Annotated in this window: 22 protein-coding genes and 3 tRNA genes; 15 read left to right on the forward strand and 10 right to left on the reverse strand. The window is 39.1% G+C overall.

The window, feature by feature from the left end; genetic code table 11:
• Window positions 1–97 precede the first annotated feature (97 nt).
• The 3 genes from M472_RS32890 (at window position 98) to bshB1 (ending at window position 2,157) form a co-directional block, all read left to right on the forward strand.
• Entirely contained in the window at window positions 98–751 is a 654-nt protein-coding gene (locus M472_RS32890; RefSeq protein ID WP_021070156.1) for a DUF4294 domain-containing protein, read from the forward strand.
• 11 nt (window positions 752–762) lie between these two features.
• Entirely contained in the window at window positions 763–1,260 is a 498-nt protein-coding gene (locus tag M472_RS32895; protein ID WP_021070157.1) for a glutathione peroxidase, read from the forward strand.
• 177 nt (window positions 1,261–1,437) lie between these two features.
• Complete coding sequence (gene bshB1, locus M472_RS32900; RefSeq protein ID WP_021070158.1) at window positions 1,438–2,157, forward strand: bacillithiol biosynthesis deacetylase BshB1; 720 nt, start codon at window positions 1,438–1,440, stop codon at window positions 2,155–2,157.
• Window positions 2,158–2,168: 11 nt separating this feature from the next.
• Here bshB1 and M472_RS32905 read toward each other — a convergent pair whose 3' ends face one another.
• The 5 genes from M472_RS32905 to M472_RS32925 are packed head-to-tail and all read right to left on the reverse strand — an operon-like array spanning window position 2,169 to window position 5,857.
• The gene (locus M472_RS32905; protein ID WP_021070159.1) at window positions 2,169–3,146 is read right to left on the reverse strand and encodes a bifunctional riboflavin kinase/FAD synthetase; all 978 of its coding nucleotides are present in this window, start codon (window positions 3,144–3,146) and stop codon (window positions 2,169–2,171) included.
• 12 nt (window positions 3,147–3,158) lie between these two features.
• Window positions 3,159–3,884 carry a tRNA pseudouridine(55) synthase TruB gene (gene truB / locus M472_RS32910; protein ID WP_021070160.1) on the reverse strand — a complete coding sequence of 242 codons (726 nt, stop codon included), beginning with the start codon at window positions 3,882–3,884 and terminating at the stop codon, window positions 3,159–3,161.
• Window positions 3,884–4,678 carry an undecaprenyl-diphosphate phosphatase gene (locus M472_RS32915; RefSeq protein ID WP_021070161.1) on the reverse strand — a complete coding sequence of 265 codons (795 nt, stop codon included), beginning with the start codon at window positions 4,676–4,678 and terminating at the stop codon, window positions 3,884–3,886. Before M472_RS32915 ends, truB begins: the two co-directional genes overlap by 1 nt.
• Window positions 4,679–4,683: 5 nt before the next feature.
• On the reverse strand, window positions 4,684–4,926 hold the full coding sequence (locus M472_RS32920; protein ID WP_021070162.1) for a DUF3098 domain-containing protein: 243 nt from the start codon (window positions 4,924–4,926) through the stop codon (window positions 4,684–4,686).
• A gap of 52 nt (window positions 4,927–4,978) precedes the next feature.
• Window positions 4,979–5,857: a cell division protein FtsX gene (locus M472_RS32925; RefSeq protein ID WP_021070163.1), complete on the reverse strand. Its 879-nt coding sequence runs from the start codon at window positions 5,855–5,857 to the stop codon at window positions 4,979–4,981.
• Window positions 5,858–6,098: 241 nt separating this feature from the next.
• Between M472_RS32925 and leuS the strand changes: the two genes are divergently transcribed.
• A complete protein-coding gene (gene leuS / locus M472_RS32930) occupies window positions 6,099–8,882 on the forward strand; it encodes a leucine--tRNA ligase (RefSeq protein ID WP_021070164.1) in 2,784 nt (927 codons plus the stop codon).
• A 410-nt stretch (window positions 8,883–9,292) separates the two neighbouring features.
• Here leuS and M472_RS32935 read toward each other — a convergent pair whose 3' ends face one another.
• Together M472_RS32935 and M472_RS32940 are read right to left on the reverse strand one after the other, a co-directional pair.
• Complete coding sequence (locus M472_RS32935) at window positions 9,293–9,697, reverse strand: DUF5606 family protein (protein ID WP_021070166.1); 405 nt, start codon at window positions 9,695–9,697, stop codon at window positions 9,293–9,295.
• A gap of 19 nt (window positions 9,698–9,716) precedes the next feature.
• Window positions 9,717–10,175, reverse strand: a complete 459-nt coding sequence (locus M472_RS32940) for a peptidylprolyl isomerase (protein WP_021070167.1) — start codon at window positions 10,173–10,175, stop codon at window positions 9,717–9,719.
• Window positions 10,176–10,321: 146 nt separating this feature from the next.
• On the opposite strand from M472_RS32940, the gene radC reads away from it, so the two are divergent.
• A complete protein-coding gene (gene radC / locus M472_RS32945) occupies window positions 10,322–11,008 on the forward strand; it encodes a RadC family protein (RefSeq protein ID WP_021070168.1) in 687 nt (228 codons plus the stop codon).
• A gap of 40 nt (window positions 11,009–11,048) precedes the next feature.
• On the opposite strand, the gene gap is transcribed toward radC, so the two are convergent.
• The 3 genes from gap to pfkA are packed head-to-tail and all read right to left on the reverse strand — an operon-like array spanning window position 11,049 to window position 13,890.
• Window positions 11,049–12,047, reverse strand: a complete 999-nt coding sequence (gene gap, locus M472_RS32950; RefSeq protein WP_021070169.1) for a type I glyceraldehyde-3-phosphate dehydrogenase — start codon at window positions 12,045–12,047, stop codon at window positions 11,049–11,051.
• Between the two features lie 5 nt (window positions 12,048–12,052).
• Window positions 12,053–12,901: a hypothetical protein gene (locus M472_RS32955; protein ID WP_021070170.1), complete on the reverse strand. Its 849-nt coding sequence runs from the start codon at window positions 12,899–12,901 to the stop codon at window positions 12,053–12,055.
• Window positions 12,902–12,906: 5 nt separating this feature from the next.
• Window positions 12,907–13,890, reverse strand: a complete 984-nt coding sequence (gene pfkA, locus M472_RS32960; RefSeq protein WP_021070171.1) for a 6-phosphofructokinase — start codon at window positions 13,888–13,890, stop codon at window positions 12,907–12,909.
• A 170-nt stretch (window positions 13,891–14,060) separates the two neighbouring features.
• Between pfkA and M472_RS32965 the strand changes: the two genes are divergently transcribed.
• The 10 genes from M472_RS32965 to M472_RS33015 all read left to right on the forward strand — a co-directional run bounded on the left by M472_RS32965 (window position 14,061) and on the right by M472_RS33015 (window position 24,108).
• Complete coding sequence (locus M472_RS32965) at window positions 14,061–14,690, forward strand: NUDIX hydrolase (protein ID WP_021070172.1); 630 nt, start codon at window positions 14,061–14,063, stop codon at window positions 14,688–14,690.
• A gap of 131 nt (window positions 14,691–14,821) precedes the next feature.
• Window positions 14,822–15,421: a TetR/AcrR family transcriptional regulator gene (locus tag M472_RS32970; protein ID WP_021070173.1), complete on the forward strand. Its 600-nt coding sequence runs from the start codon at window positions 14,822–14,824 to the stop codon at window positions 15,419–15,421.
• Window positions 15,422–15,486: 65 nt separating this feature from the next.
• Window positions 15,487–16,974, forward strand: a complete 1,488-nt coding sequence (locus M472_RS32975) for a TolC family protein (RefSeq protein ID WP_021070174.1) — start codon at window positions 15,487–15,489, stop codon at window positions 16,972–16,974.
• A 14-nt stretch (window positions 16,975–16,988) separates the two neighbouring features.
• Window positions 16,989–18,044 (forward strand): efflux RND transporter periplasmic adaptor subunit, encoded by a 1,056-nt coding sequence (locus tag M472_RS32980; protein WP_021070175.1) that lies wholly within the window; start codon window positions 16,989–16,991, stop codon window positions 18,042–18,044.
• A gap of 24 nt (window positions 18,045–18,068) precedes the next feature.
• A complete protein-coding gene (locus M472_RS32985) occupies window positions 18,069–21,275 on the forward strand; it encodes an efflux RND transporter permease subunit (protein ID WP_022829326.1) in 3,207 nt (1,068 codons plus the stop codon).
• Window positions 21,276–21,457: 182 nt separating this feature from the next.
• Window positions 21,458–21,531 (forward strand) — tRNA-Arg (locus tag M472_RS32990).
• Between the two features lie 76 nt (window positions 21,532–21,607).
• On the forward strand, window positions 21,608–22,183 hold the full coding sequence (locus M472_RS32995) for an adenylate kinase (protein WP_021070177.1): 576 nt from the start codon (window positions 21,608–21,610) through the stop codon (window positions 22,181–22,183).
• A 23-nt stretch (window positions 22,184–22,206) separates the two neighbouring features.
• Window positions 22,207–23,205 (forward strand): GTPase ObgE, encoded by a 999-nt coding sequence (gene obgE, locus M472_RS33000; protein ID WP_021070178.1) that lies wholly within the window; start codon window positions 22,207–22,209, stop codon window positions 23,203–23,205.
• 135 nt (window positions 23,206–23,340) lie between these two features.
• Window positions 23,341–23,413 (forward strand) — tRNA-Lys (locus M472_RS33005).
• Between the two features lie 622 nt (window positions 23,414–24,035).
• Window positions 24,036–24,108 (forward strand) — tRNA-Lys (locus M472_RS33015).
• Window positions 24,109–24,664 lie beyond the last annotated feature (556 nt).

Below are 24,664 nucleotides of genomic sequence, written 5' to 3' on the forward strand. Positions count from 1 at the left end.
ATAGTTAGGGGCAAAAAACTTAATTGTTTTGATGCCTGCCTGATATAAATATACGAAAAAATAAAGATTTTTTAACGAATCAATAGTCAAAAAAGCAATGTGTAGCTGGAGATTTACAAGGGTTTTAATTATTCTGTTGGCCTTGGGCAAATTAGCTACGGGCCAAGAACAGATGCCGCTTTTGACTATGCCACATTATGGGGAAGGCAGACCTGAAGTGGTAGGATATTACCTGACAACAAAATTGGAGTCTGGTGAAGTTGTTCCCTGGTTTCCAATTGAGGAAGTCGTCGTTCGGGCGATACGAGAATGGAAAAGTGAAGCCGAGAAGAACCAATATTTTAAGTTAAAAAGAAACGTGTTGCGGGTGCTGCCTTATGCTATTTATGCTCAACGGAGATATGAACAGTTGGATCGAGATTTAGCACTGGTCAGCAGTAAAAAAGAAGAAAATGCCTTGATAAGAGCTTGTGAACAAGAGATAAAAGAAAAGATTAACAATGAAGTAAAGAACCTATCGGTTTCACAAGGCAAGATACTTATCAAGTTGATAGAGAGACAAACAGGTAATACGAGTTACGATTTAGTCAAAGATATGAAAGGTGGTATTACAGCTTTTGTTTATCAGGGGGTCGCTCGTGTTTTTGGACATAATTTGAAAAGCACCTATGATCCAGCTGAAGATTTTGAAATTGAAAATATTATCCGTGAGTATGAACGGGTAAGACCTATTAATAAACCTTATCAATAATAATAGTACTTATGGAGAACAATATTTACAGCTTTAAAGCCCTTGAATTTTCTGGAAAGGAACGATCTTTGGAGGACTTCGAAGGTAAGGTTGTTCTTATAGTCAATACGGCGAGTGGTTGTTTTTTTCGGAAACAATTTAAGACATTAGAAAGGTTATACCAGCAATTCAAAGACCAAGGATTGGAGATTTTGGCCTTCCCTTCCAATGATTTTAGAAACCAGGAGCCTCGTACAGGTCTCAATCTTGAGACCTATTGTAAAATAAGAGAACAAATCACATTCCCCGTTTTTAAAAGAATTCATGTCAAAGGAGACTATGTTCATCCATTGTATAACTTTTTGTCGAACAAAGAGTTGAATGGGGTCTTGGACAGTACGCCACAGTGGAATTTTCATAAATACTTAGTCGACCGAAAGGGAAAGGTGGTTGATTTTTATTATACATTTACGAGTCCTATGTCTAATCGTATTCAGACAAGAATTAGACAGCTCTTAGCTGAGGAATGATTTTTTTCATCAGTTTGTCATAAAAAATGTCCAGCTTGGTTTCTGTTTGATTCCTATATTAGATAAAAAATATAATTTGCCTAAGTTTGAGACTTAGGAGTAGATCTGGATGTGATAGAGTGATTTCAGTATGTTGATTTTGGCGGAAGTTCTCTAGAAAATATAAAACGAAAACGGATGAAATTAGATTTGTTGGTTATGACAGTGCATCCTGATGATGCAGAATTGGGAGCGGGAGGTACTATTGCTAAGTACGTTGCCGAAGGAAAGAAGGTTGGTGTTATAGATTTGACAAGAGGAGAGTTGGGGACTCGAGGTACAGCGGATACTAGAGCACAAGAAGCTGAGGAAGCAGCTCGAATTCTTGGTGTGACGCTGCGAGAAAACTTGGGGCTTAGAGACGGTTTCTTTACAAACGAAGAGGTAAGCCAAAAGGTTATAATACGGGCTATTCGTAAGTATAGACCAGAAATCGTCATTACGAATGCATTAGATGATAGGCATCCCGATCATGGGAGAGCAAGCAAACTTGTTAATGATGCTCTATTCTTGTCAGGGCTTAGGCGTATTGAAACGGAGGATAATAATATAGCCCAAGAGGCTTTCAGACCAAGATTACAGCTTCAATTGATTCAGGATAAGTATATTCAACCCGATGTTATTTTGGATATCAGTTCGTATTGGGATTTAAAAGAAAAGTCAATATTAGCTTATAAAACGCAATTCAATGCATCGAATACCGATGATGGACCACAGACCTATATATCTAATCCTGACTTTATGGCTTATACGAAAGGGAGAGCTAAGGAATTTGGGCGTAATATACAGGTGGCTTATGCTGAAGGGTTCACGTCAAGGAAATTATTAGGGGTAAGTGATTTATTTGAGCTTATATAGGGTATTAGGGCTTATTTTTTGAAATAAGCCCTAATACCTTCTTCATCCACTTTTATTTGCTGTTGCATTTCCTCTAAGGAATCAAAACGCTCGTCGTGACGCATAAATTGCATGAATTTTACCCGTATCGTCTTTGTATATAGATCTTCTTTGAAATCTAATAGGTTGACCTCTATTTTTCGATTCATTCCATCTACGGTCGGTCGGGTGCCAATATAGCACATCCCCTGCGCTGTGTTTTCCGGCTTAAGAGCATGATAGATTCCTGATTCAATAGAAGGTACACTAGGGTATACTTCCACCTCGACAGCATATATTCCATAAGCCGGAATCAGCTTATGGGTTTCGTGGACATGAATATTGGCTGTAGGGAAGCCGATCTGTCTACCAATTTGATCTCCTCGGATAACAGTTCCTGTCAATTCAAACGGATAGCCTAAGTATTTGTTTGCTGTAAGAATATCACCTTTTATGAGCGATTCTCTTACGCGAGTTGACGAAACAGCGACATCGTCAATGTCTTGTTTGGGGATTTCTTGGACTTGAAAATCAAATATAGTAGAGAAATGAATGAGATCCTTAATAGAACCTTTTCGATCTTTACCAAAATGATGGTCATATCCCAATATAATTGATTTTGTCCCCAACTTGTTGACCAAAACATTTCTGATATATTCCTCTGCACTTTGGTTTGAAAAATCTCTCGTAAAGGGGGTGATGATAAGATGATCGATTCCCGCAAGAGCTAACTGATGCGTTTTTTCTTCAATATCGTTGATCAGCCGAAGTCCCTCATCATCAGGGTTGATAATGAGACGAGGGTGGGGAAAAAATGTTAAGAGGACAGATTCTCCACCAAGTTCCTTGGCACAGTTAACCAATTTTTTTAATATTTTTTGGTGACCTATGTGTACCCCATCAAATGTACCTATAGTGACTATGGCATTTTCTAGCGGAGCAAACTCGTCTAGGTTTCTATATATTTTCATTAGAAATTACAATCAACTTTTGTTTTCCATTCTGTCTTTTTGAGTACGAATGGCTTGTATTAATTCTTCTAGGTTCCAAGCTTTATCAACATGGAATTCTCCGCTCATCGTACGTCGCAATGACGAGAGATGAGCACCGTTATTTAATAATTTTCCGAAATCATGAGCTATGGAACGAATGTAAGTCCCTTTTGAACACTTTATTCGAAAATGTACAATGGGAAAATCTATTTTTTCAATATCAAAGGCATGTATAAAAACTTTTCTTGCCTTTAATTCCACCTCTTCCCCTCGCCGCGCTTTTTCGTAAACCCGCTCTCCATTTATCTTTAATGCGGAATGCGCAGGGGGAAACTGGTTGATTTCTCCTAAGAAAGATTTTGCGGTACTTTTTATGGCCTCTTCTGTAATTCCAGAGAGGTCAAATGTATTGTCGATTTCTGTTTCTAGGTCGTAAGATGGTGTCGTTGCTCCAAGTGTAATGGTGCCCGTGTATTCTTTGTCTTCTGCTTGAAACAAGTCTATTTTCTTAGTCAACTTGCCTGTGCAGACGATCAGTAGCCCCGTGGCTAGAGGATCAAGAGTTCCTGCATGACCAACTTTCAACTTCAGTGGTTTCATCGTATTCCTTAATTTCCCTACAACATCAAAGCTGGTCCAGGAAACCGGTTTGTCTACCAATAATAGTTCACCTTCGGCAAACGAAAAGTGCCTGTTTGAATCTTGCGTAACTTCCATTAAATAATTTGTAAACTATGTCCGCTGAGTAGCATAGCTATAATGATTCCTCCTACGATAATCCTGTACCAACCAAAAGCCTTGAAACCATATTTCGTCAGGATATCTATGAAGGTTTTTATCGCAATGATGGCTACAATGAAACCAACCACATTACCAACAATCAATAGATTTATCTCTTGGCTTGAAAATGAGTGGCCTTCTTTGAAAAACTTTAAAAGTTTGACCATGGAAGCCCCTAGCATCATAGGAATCGCTAAAAAAAAAGAGAACTCAGCTGCAGCTTTTCTCGTTAGTCGTTGTGTCATGGCACCAACAATTGTACTTGCGGAGCGAGACGTCCCTGGTATAAGTGCTAAACATTGATAACAGCCGATTATAAACGCTTGTTTAAAAGTGATCTTATCCGAGTCTTCTACGGTAGGCTTATTGAACCATACATCCACAAATAACAATATGACTCCTCCTACGACCAACATGATCGCTACCGTAAGAGGGCTTTCTAGTAATGAATCAATAAAATCATTGAGTAATAATCCCAGTATAGAAGCGGGTATTGCAGCTACGACCAGTTTATAGTAGAAATCCATCGATTTGAAGAAACGTTTCCAATAGAGTACCAGTACCGATAGAATAGTTCCTAATTGTATGACGATGGTGAAGAGTTTGACAAAAGGAGAGGGTTCTATACCCATTAGGGCTGATCCGATAATCATATGCCCTGTAGAGGATACCGGCAGGAATTCGGTAAGACCTTCAAGAATGGCTAATATTATAGCCTCAAAATAACTCATAACCTTTAGTTGTTTTTGTTTTTGGGCTTATATAGTATTGCAATAAAGCCTACAGCAAAACCTAAAACGACTACTAAAGGAGCTAAGGTGATTTTCGTAAAGCTATATATATCTTCAGTACCCATCATAAAGAAAAAACCAATAGCTACGATAACGATACTAGCAATGAAAAGCTGATAATTTATTTTTTGAAAAACAAATAAGTTTGATTTCCTTTCATTGTTTATCAATGGATTTTTTTGTGACATTATCTTTTAATTTTTTGTTAAATGATGACTTATAGATTCTTCGTATCAAGCCCTAACGATATAGACTGTGTGATTTGGCTTTTAGATATTTAGTAACGGCGAAGTACGTACTTAATCCAGATATCAATATCCCTAAAATCACTACAATTAAAAATATAGCTCCAAATTCATACCAATCACGGAGAAAAACTAATTCCGGGACTTGTTTCTGAGCAAACTGTAGGGTGAAAATCAATAATAAGATAGCAATGAGAGAACCTACCAAACCATGTACGATACCGTATAGGATATACGGTTTGCGTATAAAGTTCTTTGTGGCACCGATTAACTGCATACTTTTTATTAAGAATCGTTGTGAATATATAGCAAGTCGGATCGTGTTATTGATTAACGCGACAGCTATCACCAACAAGATGACGGCGAAAGCCAGCACTACGATAGAGATGATACGGATATTTTTATTTACCATATCGATGAGAGACTCTTGATAAACAACTTCTTTTACACGGCTATTCTTGGCTAATTTTTGTATAAAGGGTTGGATACTATCTGAGTTAGCATATTGTTCTTTTAAATAAATATCGATTGAGGGTAAAAGGGGGTTGTGTCCAAGATATTCTACAAAATCTTCACCTAAATCCTCCTTTAAGTTTTTTGCTGCCAGTTCTTTACTGACATATTCTGTACGTAATACATAATTGTCTTTTTCGATATCCTTTTGTAGGGATAGTACATCACCTTCGTTGACGTTGTCATTGACAATGATGTTGAGGACAATGTTTTCTTTTACGTATTTAGATAGGTTTTTAGCATGAACCAATATTAAACCTAAAAGCCCAGTCATCAATAGCACGAGAGCGATACTAATAACCGTTGAAATATATACAGATTTAGTTTTTTTACGAGGTGATCCTTGTTCTAATGCAGACATAAACCTTAATTTAATTTGATGCGAAAGTAAAGAATTAAGATGATTTTAGGAATTATATAATGCAATAACCTTGTCAAGCTCTACATATTTAACATTTTTTATCGTCCTTTCCCTACTGATTGAAATCAATGAATAATGCAACTAATATCTGAAATTATTACTGACAATAAAAAAGTTTTGTATTAAAAATGACTTAAAATCGCTATTTTCGCAACTCTTGTAAAATCTTTTTTTGTACAAAATGGAGTATAATCATAAATCAATAGAAAAGAAGTGGCAAGCATTTTGGGCAAAGAATGCTACTTTCAAAACATCTGAGTCAACGGAAAAGCCAAAGTACTATGTCTTAGACATGTTTCCTTATCCTTCAGGGGCTGGTCTGCATGTTGGACACCCACTAGGTTATATAGCCTCGGATATTTTTTCTCGATATAAACGTACTAAAGGTTTTAACGTGTTGCATCCTATGGGGTACGACTCATTTGGTCTACCTGCAGAGCAATACGCTATACAGACAGGACAACATCCATCGATTACGACCGAAGCAAATATTAATCGTTACCGTGAGCAGATGGACAATATCGGATTCTCTTATGACTGGTCCCGAGAGATCCGTACATCAGAGCCCGATTACTATAAGTGGACGCAATGGATTTTTATGCAAGCCTTTAATGCGTGGTATGATAAGAAAGAAGATCGTGCTGTCCCGATAGAGCAATTAATAACTCGCTTCGAAAATACAGGTTCGCAAGGGATAGATGCGGAGTCGGATGAAGATATCAGTGTGTTTACTGCCGAAGACTGGCGAGCGTTCAGTGAAGAACAACAACAGCAAGAACTTTTAAAATACAGATTGGCTTATCTTCGGGAAAGCACAGTTAATTGGTGTCCTGCTTTAGGAACTGTATTGGCTAATGATGAGGTGATCAACGGATTGTCCGAAAGAGGGGGATTTCCTGTTGAACAGAAGAAGATGATGCAGTGGTCAATGCGTATTACTGCCTATGCAGATCGTTTGCTCCGTGGATTGGATATGATTGATTGGCCCGAGCCATTGATCGAAATGCAACGCAATTGGATAGGTAAATCTGTTGGAGCACTTGTCAAGTTTCCAGTTCCACAGTTTGATACGGATATAGAAGTGTTTACGACTCGTGTAGATACTATTTTTGGCGTCAGTTTTATCGTTTTGGCACCAGAACATGACTTGGTAGCCTCGCTGACGACCGAATCGCAACGGGAAGAAGTCGAGAACTATATTCATAAAACTTCTAAGAAGTCTGAATTGGATCGTATGGCCGATACCAAGACGGTGTCAGGAGCTTTTACAGGGTCCTATGCCAAACATCCTATTACAGGAGAAGATGTACAGATTTGGATAGCAGATTACGTTTTGGCCGGTTACGGAACCGGAGCTGTTATGGCAGTTCCATCCGGAGATCAACGAGATTATCTGTTTGCTAAACACTTTAATCTCCCTATAGTTGCGATATCAGATAGTCAAAATATTGACGAAGCTGCTGATGCCAATAAGGATGGACGTTATATTAATTCCGGATTTATTAATGGTATGAGCTATGCTGAGGCCGTTGACGCATTAATAGCCAAACTAGGCGAGCTGGGATTAGGAAAGGCAAAAGTCAATTTCCGTATGCGCGATGCTATTTTTGGCCGTCAACGTTATTGGGGAGAGCCTGTTCCGGTATTTTTTAAAAATGGATTGCCTTATCTTATCAAAGAAGAAGAGTTGCCGTTATTGCTTCCTGAGGTGGATAAGTATCTGCCAACGGAGTCTGGTGAACCTCCTTTGGGAAGGGCTGAAGGTTGGAAATATCAAGATGAATACGAATACGAATTAAGTACCATGCCTGGCTGGGCGGGATCTTCTTGGTATTGGTTTCGTTATATGGACCCTCAGAATAGAGAAAATTTTGCATCTAAAAAGGCGATAGATTATTGGAAGTCCGTTGATCTTTATATTGGAGGTTCTGAGCATGCTACAGGGCATTTGCTATACTCCCGTTTTTGGAATAAAATATTGAAGGATTTAGGCTATCATAATGAAGAGGAGCCTTTCAAGAAGCTTATCAACCAGGGAATGATTCAAGGACGTTCGAGCTTTGTGTATCGTGTGTTGGACGAAGAGGGGAGAGGCACGAATACGTATGTATCCTTAGGCTTGAAGGACGAGTACAATACGATCCCGTTGCATGTGGATGTGAATATTGTGCATAACGATGTGCTGAACACCGAAAAGTTTAAAGCTTCACGTCCAGATTTTGAACATGCGGAGTTCGTCTTGGAAGATGGGAAATACATCTGTGGGACAGAAGTAGAAAAGATGTCCAAATCTAAATTTAACGTTGTCAATCCCGATGATATCATTGGTCAGTTCGGTGCTGATACCCTGAGGCTCTACGAGATGTTTTTGGGGCCATTAGAGCAAGCCAAACCTTGGAATACAAATGGTATAGAAGGGGTTTATAAGTTCTTAAGGAAAGTATGGCGTCTTTTTCATGACGCAGAAGGCAACTTGAATATTTCTGATGAAAAACCTACAAAGGCAGAGTATAAAGCATTACATAAAATAATCAAGAAGGTAGAAGATGATATAGAGCGTTTTTCCTTCAATACATCAGTATCCGCTTTTATGATCTGTGTTAACGAATTGACCGATCTTAACTGCAATAAACGAGAGATTCTTCAAGACCTGATTGTTGTGTTGTCGTCTTATGCACCACATATCACAGAAGAGCTGTGGACATTGTTAGGGAATGATGCCGGTTCTATTTCTTATGCAGGTTATCCGGTGTTCGAACCTGCCTATCTAGTCGAGTCTGAGTTTGCATATCCCGTCTCTATCAATGGTAAGATGAAGATGAACCTGTCTTTAGCGTTGGATCTAGATCAGAAAACTGTCGAAGATATGGTGTTGGCTAATGCAGACGTATTGCGTTATATGGATGGAAAACCTCTGAAAAAGTTGATTTTTGTCAAAGGTAAGATTATCAATATTGTTGTTTGATAAAGTCATATTCAAAATACAAGCGGGGATACATCATCTAGTATTCCCGCTTTTTATATCCTTATATGGACTCCTTGTCATTTTGTCTTTCTTTAAATAAGAATTGTAGTGTTTGGCCTGCTTGTTGATTGTACTATCACAATAGAAAACAAAATGAAAGGAAAAATATGATTAAAAAAAGAAAAGAGAAAAGTACCAGTTTACAGCGCAACCCATTTATGTTTTATATAACTAATTGGGGATTTGTAGAAAAACCTATCGAAACAGAGTCTAAAAAAGCAAGAAAACGCTAAATACTTCGGTTAATCTTCTTACAGACTATAAGATCACATGTAATGCTTTCATACGAAGCATTTTTTTGTGCCGCATAATTACAAAAAAAGGCCTGATTCTCATCAGACCTTCTTGTATTATTGAATAGGAGCAGGAGCTTCCTCTTCAAATAAAGGAAATTCCTTTATAATATTATACCAAGATATAATCTTTTTGATATCCGAAGTGTATACGCGTGATTCATCGTGTCCAGGAGCCACGCTTCTGAAAAATTCTCTCAGCGTATCACCGTTAGATTTTGTGTCAGGGACATTTATTTCTTCAGCTTTGATTTTTTCAAGAACATCCAGTAGTCGGATTTCTTCCTCTTCTCCGTAGATAGTGATGTCTTCAAGAGTTGCCATTTTTGTTGTATTTAGATTGACAACCGACTTGATTTTTGCACTATCTAAGGATTCTAAAATAAATCCCCCCTTGTTTTGTCCAATAAGTTTAAACAGGCCAGGTTTACCTGTGACTGATACTAAAGCTCTTAAATTCATGTTATTGCTTTGTTGTTAACTAATCTTCTATTACTTCGATTGATAAAATACGGTCACCCTGACGTATATCATCTACCATGTCTACATTCTCTATTACTTTACCAAAGCAAGTGTGGTTGCGATCTAGATGAGCGGTGTTATTGCGGCTGTGACAAATGAAAAATTGTGAACCACCTGTGTTACGTCCAGCATGTGCCATAGATAGTACACCGCGATCGTGAAATTGATTCTCACCCGTTAATTCGCAATCAATTTTATATCCAGGACCTCCAGTGCCCGGTGCTCCTGCAGCACCTTCTTTCGAGTTTGGACATCCTCCTTGGATAACAAAATCAGGGATTACGCGATGAAATGCTAACCCATCATAAAAGCCTGATTTTGCAAGTTTAACGAAATTTGCAACGGTATTAGGAGCGTCTTCTGTATAAAACTGTACAGTCATATCGCCTTTTTCTGTCTTGATAATTGCTTTACTCATTACTAAATAAATTTGTTTTCGAGGTACAAAGATAGGGTTTTTTAGCTAAAAATAAATCGTGATATATGGGCAAAGCAAGTTAAAATTTGAGGACTAATTGTTTTTTATTAACTTTAAGAAAATCAATTATTTATCACATGTAGTTTATGAGCAAGCTTGTTATTCGTGAATGGGCGGAATCAGATTGTCCGAGAGAAAAATTATTGGAACAAGGGCGCCGTGCCCTGACCGATGCAGAATTATTAGCTATCTTAATTGGCTCAGGATCCCAGGGAGAGACTGCAGTAGAGCTTTGCAAGCGAATTTTGAGCGATTCGAAGCATAGTCTAAGCCAACTGTCTAAGCAGGACGTCTATCAGCTATGCGAATATAAGGGGATCGGAGAAGCAAAAGCAATTTCTATCGTTGCAGCGCTCGAGTTAGGAAGAAGAAGAAAGGAAGAAGGAGCTCTAGAGAAGCCATTGCTCAATAGCAGTAAGCGGGTATATGATTATTTTAAGTCGTATTTGCAGGATTTACCCCATGAAGAGTTTTGGGTGATTTATTTAAATACGGCTTGTAAAGTCATACACGAGCAGTTGATTGGCAGTGGTGGAAATGATTTTACACCAGTAGATGTAAAGATGATATTGCGGTATGCATTACAGAATAATTCCAGTTCCATTATTTTGGCTCATAACCATCCCTCTGGTACATTACATCCAAGTAAAGCTGATCGAGATCTGACAAATAGGGTTTGTGATGCTGCTAAGATTATGGACATACGGGTGAATGACCATTTGATTTTTACGGATAGTGGTTATTATAGCTTTCGAGATGAAGGATTATTATAAGAAAGAGAGACGTCTGCCTCTCTTTCTTATGCTTAAAAGCTTAGATAAATTTAGCTACTTCTTGTGCTAAATCAATAATTTTATTAGAGTATCCCCATTCGTTATCATACCAAGATACAACTTTTGCAAAGTTATCACTTAATGATATGCCTGCTTTAGCATCAAAGATAGAAGTCCGTGCGTCGCCTAGGAAGTCGGTAGATACTACATCATCTTCTGTGTATCCTAATATACCTTTTAATTCACCTTCGGAAGCCTCTTTCATTGCTGCTTTAATCTCTTCATAAGAAGCGCCTTTATCCAGACGGACAGTAAGGTCTACCACCGATACGTCGGCTGTAGGCACGCGGAAAGACATCCCTGTTAATTTTCCTTTGAGAGCTGGTAATACCAAGCCCACTGCTTTTGCAGCACCGGTAGAAGATGGGATAATGTTTTGGTATGCGCCACGACCACCTCTCCAATCCTTAACAGATGGACCATCAACAGTTTTTTGAGTAGCTGTTACAGCGTGTACAGTAGTCATCAGTCCTTCTACGATACCAAATTTATCGTGTAGTACTTTTGCTATTGGCGCTAGACAGTTGGTTGTACATGAAGCATTCGATACGATATGTTGATCAGCTTGGAGCTGTTTGTGGTTTACCCCCATTACAAAAGTCGGCGTATCATCTTTGGCAGGTGCTGACATGATTACTTTCTTTGCACCTGCATCAATATGTTTTTGTGCTGTTTCTTGCGTTAAAAATAAACCTGTTGATTCAATGATGACTTCTGCGCCTACCTCATTCCATTTTAGGTTTGCAGGATCCTTTTCGGCAGTAACCCGGATGGTTTTGCCATTAACTACTAAATTGCCATCTTTTACTTCTACAGTTCCATCAAATCTGCCGTGTGTAGAGTCGTATTTTAGCATGTATGCCATGTAATCAGGCTCAACCAAGTCGTTGATTCCGACGATCTCGATATCTTTGCGATTCACTGCTGCTCTAAATGCTAAACGACCGATACGGCCAAATCCATTAATTCCAATTTTCATTTTTTTCAATTTTTATTTATGTAGTATTTCGTTAAATTCTGAATAGGTTCTTTCACAATGCTTTGAATCCCGAGGTGATACTCATTTCCCAACTCCATTAACCATTCTTTATAGTTATAAGCAACCGAACCTGTCAGACATATCGGAGAGTCAGGATAGTTGTCTGCTAATGGAATAAGATACGTTTTGATATACAAGTCCAATCCTTTCTTAACAAGTGAAGCCATGTAGGGATCATTCTTATTCTCTAGGATAAAGTCTGCAAATGAAGTGAGGAATATATTTGGGTTGGGAGAATTGTATATTTTTTCTAAGATTACTTTTCGGTCAATATTATGTTTCTCTAGAAACTTCTCTCTAAAACCATTTGGCATAGCTTGCGTCAAAAAATCTTTCAGTACTTGTTTGCTGAGCCAATTGGTAGAACCTTCATCCGCTAGGATATAACCTAGACCGTAATTATTCTCCACGATCTTTTTACCAGTAAAATAGGCCGCGTTGGAACCCGACCCAATGATGCCCACTATACCTTTTTCATCTCCAAATGTAGCGATAGCCGAGGCGTCTAGGTCATGCGAAGCCTTTACTCGTGCATTCTTGAAAAAAGAAGAAAATACCCGAACAATTTTTTCCTGACGGTCTTTGGATGATGCCCCCGCTCCAAAGAAAAAAATCTTCCTTACCTTTTCAGCATTATAAAGTAAGTCTGTGTTTTTGTTTAAGAGTTGGTTGATGAAATTTTCATCCTGAATGTAAGAGTTTATTCCTGCCGTTCGGAAGCCATGTAAAACTTTGCCCTTATCGGCTATTCGCCAATCTGCGTATCTTGATCCAGTGAAAATTATTAAAATCATGTTTTCTATTTGTTCATTATGTTTGCAATAGCTAGCAGTTCCTCATCAAGTTTGAACTCTTTCCTGCTCAGAGCTTCTTCTAGCGGAGTGGTTACAATTGCTGTTCCTCGAAGTCCTACTGTCGCTCTTGAATTACCAGCCATTAATTCTTTTACAGCTTTAAAACCCATGCGGGTTGCGAGTACCCTGTCAAAACTGCTAGGTGAACCTCCACGTTGGAGATGCCCTAATATACTAACTTTTATATCAAGATGGTCAAATTTCTCTTTCACAATTTTAGCTACGTTATAGGCACCACCATTTTGATCTCCTTCGGCTATAATAACGATCATAGAGCTCTTTTCTCGACTTTCCGCTAAGGCAAGTTCATCAAAGAGCTCTGTTACACCACTGTCGACTTCGGGCATTAGTATGGCTTCGGCGCCTCCACCAACCCCAGCATTTAACGCAATACAACCAGAGTCTCGTCCCATTACTTCCACAAAGAAAACTCTACTGTGCGATGAGGCGGTGTCCCGTATTTTGTCTATCGCTTCAATGACTGTATTGTTGGCGGTATCGTATCCCAAAGTGTAATCCGAACCGTAGAGGTCATTGTCTATGGTTCCGGGGATGCACATTACAGGGATCTCAAACTCTTTAGAGAAGAGGTCTGCTCCTGTAAAAGTTCCATCGCCGCCTATAGCGACCAATGCATCTATACCGTGTGCTTTGATATTGTCATATGCTTTTTGGCGTCCTTCCTTGGTTTTGAATTCTAAACATCGAGCAGATTTCAAAATTGTACCACCATGTTGAATAATAGAACTTACAGAACGTCTGTTCATATTTACAAAATCAGCATCAATCATTCCCTGGTATCCTCTGTAGATTCCGGTAACTTGTATGTTCTCGTATATTGCGGTTCTTACCACAGCTCGGATCGCTGCGTTCATCCCTGGCGCATCACCACCTGAAGTAAATACACCAATGTTTGTTATTTTTTTCAAATCAAACTAATTTTAGGCAATACGAATATAGTGTGTATTTTCTACACTATTAAATTTTTGACCATCTTTTTTTTTGTTTCTTCTGTAATTTTTAAGCAATATTGTCTGATATTTGGTTGATTTTTCATTTAAAATAAAAGTTTGTGCTTTCTTTTTTCACTGTAGACTGTTTGATTTTAACCTTTCATGAAGGTCAATTAAAAGTGCTTCTTACTGAACGAAATGAGTATCCTTATAAAGATTGGTGGGCTATTCCTGGTTATTTCGTGGACAAAGAGGAAGAAATGGAGGAAGCTGTCAAGCGTATCTCGTATGAGAATACTGGGTTGAAGGATATCTATCTGGAGCAACTGGCTGCGCTGGCAGGAGTGAAGCGGCATCCGGAGGGACGTATTTTGACGGTTGCTTATATGGCTCTAGTGCGTTATGAGGAAGTGAAAAATAAAATAAAGCCTATAACTAATTATATGCGACAGGCCAAGTGGTTTGCTATTAACAATGTGCCTGATCTCGCTTTTGATCACAATGAAATCTTACAAATCGGTTTGAAAAAACTAAAAACCAATTTAAGTTTTTCATTTACACCGTTTGAACTTCTCCCTGAAAAATTTACACTGACCCAATTACAGCAAGTGTATGAGTCGATTTTAGGTGAATCTCTAGATAAGCGAAATTTCCGCAAAAAAATGGGAAATCTCGGCTATTTAAAAGAACTTGACGAGTATCAAACAGGAGTTTCTTATCGTGCCGCCCGGCTATATAAGGTTGATAAAAGAAAGTTTACTAAACTATTTTCGTAATTCTTACTGTCCTATATTAATTTGTCTTAATTGTCAGAGAAATGTTTTTTTTCATAATTCTTTGAGATGTGGGACTAGCTTTCTGTACTTTTGAACAAAATTTAATAAAAGTCAGGAGTTAAAAGTGAGAAATGGATAAACGTAAGGAAGAAATTGTCGAAGTAGCTTTGCGGAGGTTTTGTCATTATGGTTTCAATAAAACCACAATGAATGAGATTGCTGAAGATATGAAGATCACAAAGGCAAACCTGTATTACTATTACCAAGATAAGTCCGCTTTAATAAGAGATGTAATCAGTACAGTTGCTGATGAGCTGTTTGGTAAAGAGGAAGCTATCGTTGCCAGTTACACCAAGGATCTGATGGCGACACTTTATGAAATTCTGGAATTGAGAGCCTCGTATCTTAGCAAATATTATATGCTTCACATTGATGAAAATTTGGAGTGGATCAAAGGCGTAGATATGGCATCAGTCATTGAAGAACTTTATCAGAGGGATGTAGCAGCTACCAAGGAATTGTTTTCTAAATCTGTGAATTTTGGAGACGTTCGGATCAAAGATGTCGAAGAGGCTAGTATTGCATTTGTCGAGATAATGAAGTCCCTTGGTATTATGTATAATGTACAAGATATAGTTTCTGGGATCCCCAATAAGGAAAATATCAGGCATATTCTAGACAGCCAAAAGAGGGCGATCAGATTAATTTTTGAAGAACGAATCATCGAATAGTAAATAAAGAAACCGATCCCGATGCTTCGGGAGAATTCTCATCAACAAAAGAAAAAATAAACTAGATGAAAAGGATAAAAATTATTGCAGTTTTATTAGCCGGATTCTTCGGAGTTTCCAGTGTCAGTGCTCAAGAAGTATTGACGTTACAGCAAGCAATAAAGTATGCTTTGGAGAATAAAGCTGATGCTAAAAAATCAGCTTTGGATCTTGAAAATGCACAGTATAAAATAGATGAGGTGAGAGCAGGAGCTCTTCCTCAGGTAAATTTTAATGGCGGTGTAACGTATAACGTTAAAGTGCAAAAATCGGCTATAGACTTGTCTGCTATGGGTGGTTTTGGAGGAGGAGGAGCTGGCGCTTCCGATTTGGATGGAAATCTCACGGGCCAATTGACTGATGCTAATGGAAATAATATAGGTTCTATATCAGGAGGTGTTAAGGGTGAAGTAACACCTAAAACAACAGCTCCACCGGTGCCTGCTGGGCTTACACTTGTTGGGTTCGGGACGCCATGGTCATCGCAAAATTCGGTATCCCTTAACCAGCAGATTTTTAATCAAGCTCTTTTTACGGGTTTGAAAGCTGCAAAATCTACTCGAGAGTTTTATCAAATAAATAAAGAATTGACTGACGAGCAGCTAATCGAGAAAGTATCCAATTCTTATTATGAGGTTTATCAGACTCAGTTGCAGCTGCAAACAGTACAGAACAACCTAGATAACACAACAAAGACACGGGATGTTATAAAAGGATTAGTCGATGCTGGACTGGCAAAAAAGATAGACTTAGACAGGACTGAGGTTGCAATCAATAATCTTAAAGCGCAGAAAAGTCAAATCATGAATGCGTTAGAGCTTAGGGAGAATGCTTTAAAATTTGCGATAGGTATGGATATTAAGCAAGCAGTTGCCTTGCCTGAGGAAACCTTTGAGATTGATGCATCTATTGCTTTGGAGGATCAGCCGATAATGGATGACAGGACAGAGTTGCGATTGTTGAGCAAACAGAGTGAGTTATTGGAGTTAAATAAGAAGTCTATTGTCTCTCAATATTACCCTACTTTATCTTTAAGTGCTAACTACGGTGTCTTAGGTTTTTCAAATAGTTTTTTTCTGTTTAAACCTAAAGAGTCTGTTTGGGCCGATTTCTCTACTATAGGGTTGAATCTTAGCATACCAATATTTACGGGCGGAGCAACTAAATCAAAAGTCAATCAGGCCAATATCGAGATTAGAAGGGCTAAAGTTGACTACGAAGAGACAAAGTTAGGTTTGGATCTAGCTAAAGAAAATGCGAAAGCACAAGTTAAAAATTCACTGTTAACAATCAACTCCAATCGTTCCAACGTAACATTGGCGAAGGAGGTGCTTTCCGATACGGAAAACAATTATAAAAATGGATTGGCTACCTTAACAGAGTTGCTGGACGCGGAGAATGCTTATGCCGATGCGCAAAACAATCTGAATACTTCTCTACTTAACTTTAAAGTGGCAGAGATTCAGTTGATAAAATCTAAAGGTCAGTTAAAAACATTAGTAAACGAAAAATAATCTTAATATATATTATGAAACGCGTAATAATAACAATTGTAAGTATTGCAGCCGTACTAGCAGGTATTGTTTATTTATTGAACAAGAATAAAAAACAGAATGAAGAGATTACCGCAGCTGCTGCAGTAACCAATGAGAAAGTAGCAGTGCGAGTAGATACTGCACGTACGCAACTTGTAGATCTAACTTATATAGCCAACGGCAATTTTATACCAAAACAAGAAGTTACTGTTTCAGCAGAGACACCAGGTCGTGTCGTTAAAGTTTTAGTGAGTGAAGGTTCAAGAGTGAGTGCGGGTCAGACCCTAGCCGTCGTTGAAGCTGATAAGCTGAATGTCAATGTAGCCAATGCACAGGCTAACTACGATAATGCATTACAGAATGTACAGCGCTTTGAAAGTGCTTTCAGCACAGGAGGCGTTACACAACAGCAGCTGGATCAAGCAAAGCTTCAATTCGAAAATGCGAAGAATAACCTCCGTAGTGCGAAGCTAACTGCAGGTGATGTAACGATTAAAACAGCGGTATCTGGAATTATAAACTCTAAGAAAATCGAACCAGGTACGTATGTAAATCCAGGTACCCCAGCATTTGATATTGTGAATGTCAGTACATTAAAGCTACGAGTGAATGTGGATGAGAAGAATGTAGCTACCCTGACAGTAGGACAGCACGTAAATTTGGGAGTCAGTGTTTATCCAGATAAAGCGTACAGCGGTAAGATTACATTTATCGCACCTAAATCAGATGGAAGTTTAAATTTTCCGGTAGAGATAGAGGTGGCCAATCCCAATAATGAGTTGCGTGCAGGTATGTATGGTACCGCTAGGTTTGGTGACGATGTGACAGCCAATGTGCTTGTGATACCTCGTACTGCATTCTTGGGCTCTGTAAGCGACAACAAGATTTTTGTGGTGAAGAATGGAAAAGCAGTTGCTGCAACGGTTAAGTCAGGAAGAAGCTTTGGTGATTATATCGAAGTACTAGAAGGTGTGAGTGTAGGTGATCAGGTCATTATTTCCGGTCAGATCAATGTGTTCGATCAAGCACCTATTTCTATTATCAAATAATAAGTTGAAAAGGCGGTAAATAATATGAAGATTTCTGAAATTTCGATAAAGAGGCCAAGTTTAATCATTGTGATGTTTATCATTTTGATCCTTGGCGGTATATTTTCTTATACCCGACTTGGGTATGAGCTGATTCCTAAGTTTGACATCAAAGTTATTTTGATTCAGACGGTATATCCGGGAGCCTCACCTACAGAGGTAGAGAATACCGTTACCAAGAAAATTGAAGACGCTATTTCTTCCCTCGAGATGGTGAAGAAAATTGAGGCTACATCGATGGAAAGTGTTTCCGTGGTTGCGGTAACATTAAATGATGAAGCCGATGTGAATTTTTTGCTTACAGATGCGCAACGTAAAATCAATTCCATATTGAATGATTTACCAGATGATGTAGATCCACCGATTCTGAATAAGTTCTCGTTGGATGATATGCCAATTATGAGTTTGGCAGTGACTTCATCGTTATCAGAAAAGGAACTTTATGATCTTTTGGATAAAAAGATACAGCCAGTATTCGCACGAGTAAATGGCGTGGCAAAGGTGGATATGATTGGAGGCGAGGAGCGTGAGATACAGGTGAAAGTTGATCCTGAAAAATTAGAAGGTTATGGACTGAATATTACACAGATTCAACAAGTCATCGCTGCTTCCAATATGGATTTTCCTACCGGAAGTGTGCAGTCTGCCGAAAAGCGGAATACTATTCGTCTTGCAGGAAAGGTCGGTTCTGTAGAGGAATTACGTATTTTACCTGTAACTACACCAGCAGGTGTTACTGTTTTTCTACGTGATATTGCAGATATTCAAGATGGTGTTGCCGAAATCGAAAAGGTAGCGCGATTGGATCGCAAGAATACGATTTTGATGCAGGTGTATAAACAGTCTGATGCCAATGCGGTAGCGGTTTCCAAGTTGGTGCAAAAAACTATCGCGACAAAAGATAAGGACGGTAATTTGATCAGCGGGATTGAAAAGGATTATCAGAAAGAGGGTATTCAGGTGCTTATCGCCAACGACTCTAGTGAATACACTTTGCATTCTGCTAATCACGTAATGAAGGATCTGGTGGTTGCGGTTATACTGGTAGGTTTCATCATGCTGTTTTTCTTGCACAGCTTACGTAATGCAGCCATTACGATGGTGGCTATTCCGTTATCTTTGGTAGCGACTTTTATTGGTTTCTACTTTATGGGGTATACATTAAACCTGATGTCCTTATTAGGTTTATCGCTTGTAGTTGGTATCTTGGTCGATGACGCTATCGTAGTTATCGAGAATGTTCACCGTCATATGGAGATGGGCAAGAATAAGGTGCGTGCTGCTTATGATGGGGCTGCTGAGATTGGATTTACAGTTACAGCTATTACTTTGGTAATTGTAGTCGTATTCTTACCGATAGCCATGTCGACAGGGTTGGTTGCCAATATTCTTGCACAATTCTGTGTTACTGTGATTATCGCTACAGGATTGTCTTTGTTGGTGTCCTTTACCGTAGTGCCTTGGTTATATTCTCGTTTTGGACGCTTAGAGCATATCAACTCCAGTTCATTCTTTGGAAAAATAATTTTAGGATTTGAACGGGGCCTCTCAAAGTTCACCCATTGGATATCAGATATCTTGAAATGGTCGTTGCGCACTAGGGCCAATAAGGTAATCACCCTATTAATAGCCGTAGTTTTATTCTTTGCTTCGCTTTCTTTGCCGATTTTGGGCTATATCGGAGGCGACTTTTTCCCAGCGAATGACAAAGGTGAGTTTATGATGCAATTCGAGTTGGAAAAAGATGCGTCCTTAGAAACGACAAACCTGTTGACCCAGCGTGCGGAGAATTTAATTGCTTCCAAACCGGAGGTAAAACGAATGATTACTACAGTCGGACAATCTAGTGATGGTGGTATGGGAGGTGTATCTGGTTCTAGGTACAAATCCGAGATCCATGTTATTTTGAAAGATGAATATGTAGGTGTGTTGAATTCTAAGGTTTACTCTGCGGAGCTGAAACGCGAATTGGAAAATGAATTAATCGGTGCGATCGTTAGGACAGTGAATATGGGATTGATGGGAGCAGAGCAGGCACCAGTACACCTGACCGTTATCGGTACCTCTATGGAAGACGCATTGGAGTTCGCCAATCAAGCTGCGGAAATCTTGAAGAAAGTGCCAGGGTCATCGCAGGTAAGATTGTCGTCCGAGGCAGGTAATCCAGAGATCAATGTAAAAGTAGATCGTGATAAAATGGCCTCGCTAGGTCTCAATGTGGCTACAGTCGGAGGGACGATGCAGGTTGCTTTCTCTGGAAATACAGATAATAAATTCCGTGCTGGGGATAATGAGTATGATATCAATATACAGTTTGATGATAAGGGCAGGGCAGGTATAGAAGATGTTCGTAAGTTGAAATTTATCAATAATCAAGGGGCTTCGATTACCTTAGAACAGTTTGCGGATATTTCTTACGGGTCTGGACCGACCTTGTTGGAGCGACGTGACAAAACACCTTCTGTAGCGGTGAAGGCTCAGGTAATCGGCCGTCCGGCAGGTACAGTGGCGGATGAGTGGAAAACCGAGTTTGAAAAACTGCCAAAGAAGGCGGGGGTAGCGACTATGTGGGGTGGAAATATGGAGAATCAAGAAGAAGGCTTTGGAACATTAGGTATTGCTCTTTTGGCATCGATTGTATTGGTGTATTTGGTGATGGTCGCCCTGTATGACAATTTTGCTACACCATTTGTCGTTTTGTTTTCTATTCCTCTATCATTTATTGGTGCACTGTTGCTATTGGCATTAACGAACCAAACGTTAAATATTTTTACTATTTTAGGTATTATCATGTTGATTGGTCTAGTTGCTAAAAATGCTATTCTATTAGTTGATTTTGCCAATCATAAGAAGGCCTCTGGAGCCACCACGCATGATGCATTAGTGGCAGCCAATCATGCTCGTCTTCGTCCGATTTTAATGACAACCATAGCCATGGTATTTGGTATGATTCCGATTGCTATGGCGACAGGAGGTATTGCTGACACGAATAGAGGGCTTGCTATTGTTATTATTGGGGGGCTTTTGTCTTCTATGTTCCTGACATTGGTTGTTGTTCCTGTTGTATATTCTCTTTTTGACAGTTTGCAGAGACGTTTCAGCAAAGGTGAAAAGGCAGATTATAAAGAACTTATTACAGCAGACTATGTTCCTAATGCGGATTATGTAGACGAAATGGATACAAAACACTAAATGATTTTGACTTGCTAGATAAGCGGAAGAACCTTTAGTTCTTCCGCTTTTTTATCTATGAATAAAAAATAAACGTATATCTTTTCAGAATAACCTGAGAAAATGTTTGGATAAAGTTTTTAATTTTCTATATTTGCATCACCAAAACGGAAATAGGATATACCTAAGAAGTAATGGTCGCTGCGCTCCTAGCTCAACTGGATAGAGCATCTGACTACGAATCAGAAGGTTAGGGGTTCGACTCCCTTGGTGCGCACATTAGTTAACTGAAAAGCCTAATTCTCTTAACCGGATTAGGCTTTTATTTTTGTCATCAAAAATTACTCAACACTATGCTAAACCTTGTATTATTCGGTCCTCCAGGAGCAGGAAAGGGTACACAGTCAGAGAAACTTATCAGTAAATACAATCTTGTGCATATTTCTACTGGAGATATTTTTCGTGCACATATCAAAGGTCAAACCGATCTAGGGAAACAAGTTAGTCAGATTATTGCTGACGGCAATTTAGTGCCTGATTCGATTACAATTGCTATGTTAGAAGAAGAAATCAACAAAAATCCACAAGCAAAGGGTTTTATTTTCGATGGTTTCCCCCGTACTGTGGCACAAGCGGAAGCATTGGATAAGTTTTTGAAAGATAATAATAGTTCTATAACTGGAGTTATCGCTCTTGATGTTAATGAACAGGAGTTGACACAACGTATTGCAAAACGTCAGGAAATTTCTGGACGTGCTGACGATGCTGCAGACAAGTTAAAGAAACGCATAGAAGAATACTTCGGAAAAACTATACATGTGCTGCCTTATTACGAAGCCCAAGGTAAGCTGTCAAAAGTAAACGGCATTGGCGAGATTGAAACTATTTTTACGGAGTTGTCTCAGGTAATTGATAGCTACAGCGCTTAATTTTATTTACTGTTAATTGAAATATGGCTCAAGGTTCTAATTTTGTTGATTATGTAAAGGTGTGTTGTCGGTCGGGGCATGGTGGGGCAGGTTCTTCGCATTTGCATCGCGACAAATTCACAGCCAAGGGTGGTCCAGACGGTGGTGATGGTGGACGAGGCGGACATATTATATTAAAGGGTTCTACACAACATTGGACTTTATTACACCTGAAGTTTAGGAAGCATATCATCGCCGAATCGGGAGGTCCAGGTGGATCCGCATTGCGAACAGGTGCTAATGGAAATGACGAGGTGTTGGAAGTTCCTCTAGGTACTGTTGCTAAAGATGCCGAAACAGGTGAGATTCTGTTCGAAATCACCGAGGAAGGAGAAACTAAAATTCTGACAGCAGGCGGTAAAGGAGGTTTAGGTAACTGGCATTTTAAAAGCTCCACTCAACAGACACCACGATTCTCGCAACCGGGTTTACCTGGTATAGAGCAGTGGATCATTCTAGAACTTAAAGTTTTGGCAGATGTTGGATTAGTGGGCTTTCCAAACGCAGGGAAATCAACCCTGTTGTCGGTAGTCTCCGCTGCTAAGCCAGAGATTGCAAACTATCCTTTTACGACCTTAGTTCCTAATTTAGGAATAGTAAGTTATCGCGACAATAAATCGTTCGTCATGGCCGATATTCCAGGGATTATAGAGGGAGCTTCGGAGGGAAAAGGCCTAGGTATTCGTTTTTTGAGACATATAGAACGAAACTCGGTACTTTTGTTTATGGTTCCAGCTGATACCGATCGTACGATAGCTGAAGAGTATAATATCCTATTAAACGAATTGACTTCTTATAATAAAGAGCTTTTAGTCAAACCCCGCTTATTGGCTATTACAAAGTCCGATATGTTGGACGATGAATTAGAGGCAGAGATGGCATTACAGGTGCCTAAAGACGTGCCTTATATCTTTATATCATCTGTCGCCAATAAGAATATTCTTCCATTAAAAGATATGCTTTGGAAGGCTATAAATTCTTAATAAATTAATGGCTTAGTAATGAGCTTATTTAAAAAAGAAGTAATAAAAAGCAGAAAAAAAGTTGGTATAAATGCTCAAAATGCCTACTTTTGCATCACTTCAAATAACGAAGGATAATTCAAAATAAAGAATTAGGATTCCGTAGCTCAGCTGGTAGAGCAATACACTTTTAATGTATGGGTCCTGGGTTCGAATCCCAGCGGGATCACAAAAAAGCTTCACTGCAAAGTGAGGCTTTTTTTGTGCCCTTTAGGGTCGAATCCATAGGGGTTCGATTCATAGAAGGTTCACGGTATAGCTTGGGGCCTGCGGGGCTGAACCAATCCCAGCGGGATCACAAAAAAGCTTCACTGCAAAGTGAGGCTTTTTTTGTGCCCTTTAGGGTCGAATCCATAGGGGTTCGATTCATAGAAGGTTCACGGTATAGCTTGGGGACCCTGCGGGGCTGAACCAATCCCAGCGGGATCACAAGAAAAGCTTCACTGCAAAGTGAGGCTTTTTTTGTGCCCTTCAGGGGCGAATCCATAGGGGTTCGATTCATAGAAGGTTCATGGTATAGCTTGGGGTCTTGCGGGGCTGAACCAATCCTAGCGGGATCACAAGAAAAAGCTTCATTGAAAAGTCAGGCTTTTTTGTATCCCTTAGAGGTGATATCAAGGACATATTTTACATATGTATTTTTTAATATGTTGTTTTTCAGGGGTTTATTTATTGGTTTGTGTTTTTTTATTAAAAAACTGCGTTATATCTAATTAGGGCTTGCATTTAAATATATTTTTCTTACCTTTGCATCACTTCAAACAACGAAGGGTAATTCGTTAAAGAATTAGGATTCCGTAGCTCAGCTGGTAGAGCAATACACTTTTAATGTATGGGTCCTGGGTTCGAATCCCAGCGGGATCACAAAAAAGCTTCACTGCAAAGTGAGGCTTTTTTTGTGCCCTTTAGGGTCGAATCCATAGGGGTTCGATTCATAGAAGGTTCACGGTATAGCTTGGGGACCCTGCGGGGCTGAACCAATCCCAGCGGGATCACAAGAAAAGCTTCACTGCAAAGTGAGGCTTTTTTTGTGCCCTTCAGGGGCGAATCCATAGGGGTTCGATTCATAGAAGGTTCATGGTATAGCTTGGGGTCTTGCGGGGCTGAACCAATCCTAGCGGGATCACAAGAAAAAGCTTCATTGAAAAGTCAGGCTTTTTTGTATCCCTTAGAGGTGATATCAAGGACATATTTTACATATGTATTTTTTAATATGTTGTTTTTCAGGGGTTTATTTATTGGTTTGTGTTTTTTTATTAAAAAACTGCGTTATATCTAATTAGGGCTTGCATTTAAATATATTTTTCTTACCTTTGCATCACTTCAAACAACGAAGGGTAATTCGTTAAAGAATTAGGATTCCGTAGCTCAGCTGGTAGAGCAATACACTTTTAATGTATGGGTCCTGGGTTCGAATCCC

The organism is Sphingobacterium paucimobilis HER1398, assembly GCF_000416985.1.
Classification (GTDB): domain Bacteria; phylum Bacteroidota; class Bacteroidia; order Sphingobacteriales; family Sphingobacteriaceae; genus Sphingobacterium; species Sphingobacterium paucimobilis.

Excerpts from the sequence above, each read along its gene's own strand:
- bshB1 (WP_021070158.1), top strand. The coding sequence starts at position 1,438 with ATGAAATTAGATTTGTTGGTTATGACAGTGCATCCTGATGATGCAGAA.
- leuS (WP_021070164.1), top strand. The coding sequence starts at position 6,099 with ATGGAGTATAATCATAAATCAATAGAAAAGAAGTGGCAAGCATTTTGG.
- M472_RS32985 (WP_022829326.1), top strand. The coding sequence starts at position 18,069 with ATGAAGATTTCTGAAATTTCGATAAAGAGGCCAAGTTTAATCATTGTG.
- M472_RS32995 (WP_021070177.1), top strand. The coding sequence starts at position 21,608 with ATGCTAAACCTTGTATTATTCGGTCCTCCAGGAGCAGGAAAGGGTACA.
- M472_RS32970 (WP_021070173.1), top strand. The coding sequence starts at position 14,822 with ATGGATAAACGTAAGGAAGAAATTGTCGAAGTAGCTTTGCGGAGGTTT.
- M472_RS32980 (WP_021070175.1), top strand. The coding sequence starts at position 16,989 with ATGAAACGCGTAATAATAACAATTGTAAGTATTGCAGCCGTACTAGCA.
- gap (WP_021070169.1), bottom strand. The coding sequence starts at position 12,047 with ATGAAAATTGGAATTAATGGATTTGGCCGTATCGGTCGTTTAGCATTT.
- M472_RS32975 (WP_021070174.1), top strand. The coding sequence starts at position 15,487 with ATGAAAAGGATAAAAATTATTGCAGTTTTATTAGCCGGATTCTTCGGA.
- truB (WP_021070160.1), bottom strand. The coding sequence starts at position 3,884 with ATGGAAGTTACGCAAGATTCAAACAGGCACTTTTCGTTTGCCGAAGGT.
- M472_RS32905 (WP_021070159.1), bottom strand. The coding sequence starts at position 3,146 with ATGAAAATATATAGAAACCTAGACGAGTTTGCTCCGCTAGAAAATGCC.
- M472_RS32955 (WP_021070170.1), bottom strand. The coding sequence starts at position 12,901 with ATGATTTTAATAATTTTCACTGGATCAAGATACGCAGATTGGCGAATA.
- radC (WP_021070168.1), top strand. The coding sequence starts at position 10,322 with ATGAGCAAGCTTGTTATTCGTGAATGGGCGGAATCAGATTGTCCGAGA.
- M472_RS32915 (WP_021070161.1), bottom strand. The coding sequence starts at position 4,678 with ATGAGTTATTTTGAGGCTATAATATTAGCCATTCTTGAAGGTCTTACC.
- M472_RS32940 (WP_021070167.1), bottom strand. The coding sequence starts at position 10,175 with ATGAGTAAAGCAATTATCAAGACAGAAAAAGGCGATATGACTGTACAG.
- M472_RS32935 (WP_021070166.1), bottom strand. The coding sequence starts at position 9,697 with ATGAATTTAAGAGCTTTAGTATCAGTCACAGGTAAACCTGGCCTGTTT.
- M472_RS32890 (WP_021070156.1), top strand. The coding sequence starts at position 98 with ATGTGTAGCTGGAGATTTACAAGGGTTTTAATTATTCTGTTGGCCTTG.
- obgE (WP_021070178.1), top strand. The coding sequence starts at position 22,207 with ATGGCTCAAGGTTCTAATTTTGTTGATTATGTAAAGGTGTGTTGTCGG.
- M472_RS32895 (WP_021070157.1), top strand. The coding sequence starts at position 763 with ATGGAGAACAATATTTACAGCTTTAAAGCCCTTGAATTTTCTGGAAAG.
- M472_RS32925 (WP_021070163.1), bottom strand. The coding sequence starts at position 5,857 with ATGTCTGCATTAGAACAAGGATCACCTCGTAAAAAAACTAAATCTGTA.
- M472_RS32920 (WP_021070162.1), bottom strand. The coding sequence starts at position 4,926 with ATGTCACAAAAAAATCCATTGATAAACAATGAAAGGAAATCAAACTTA.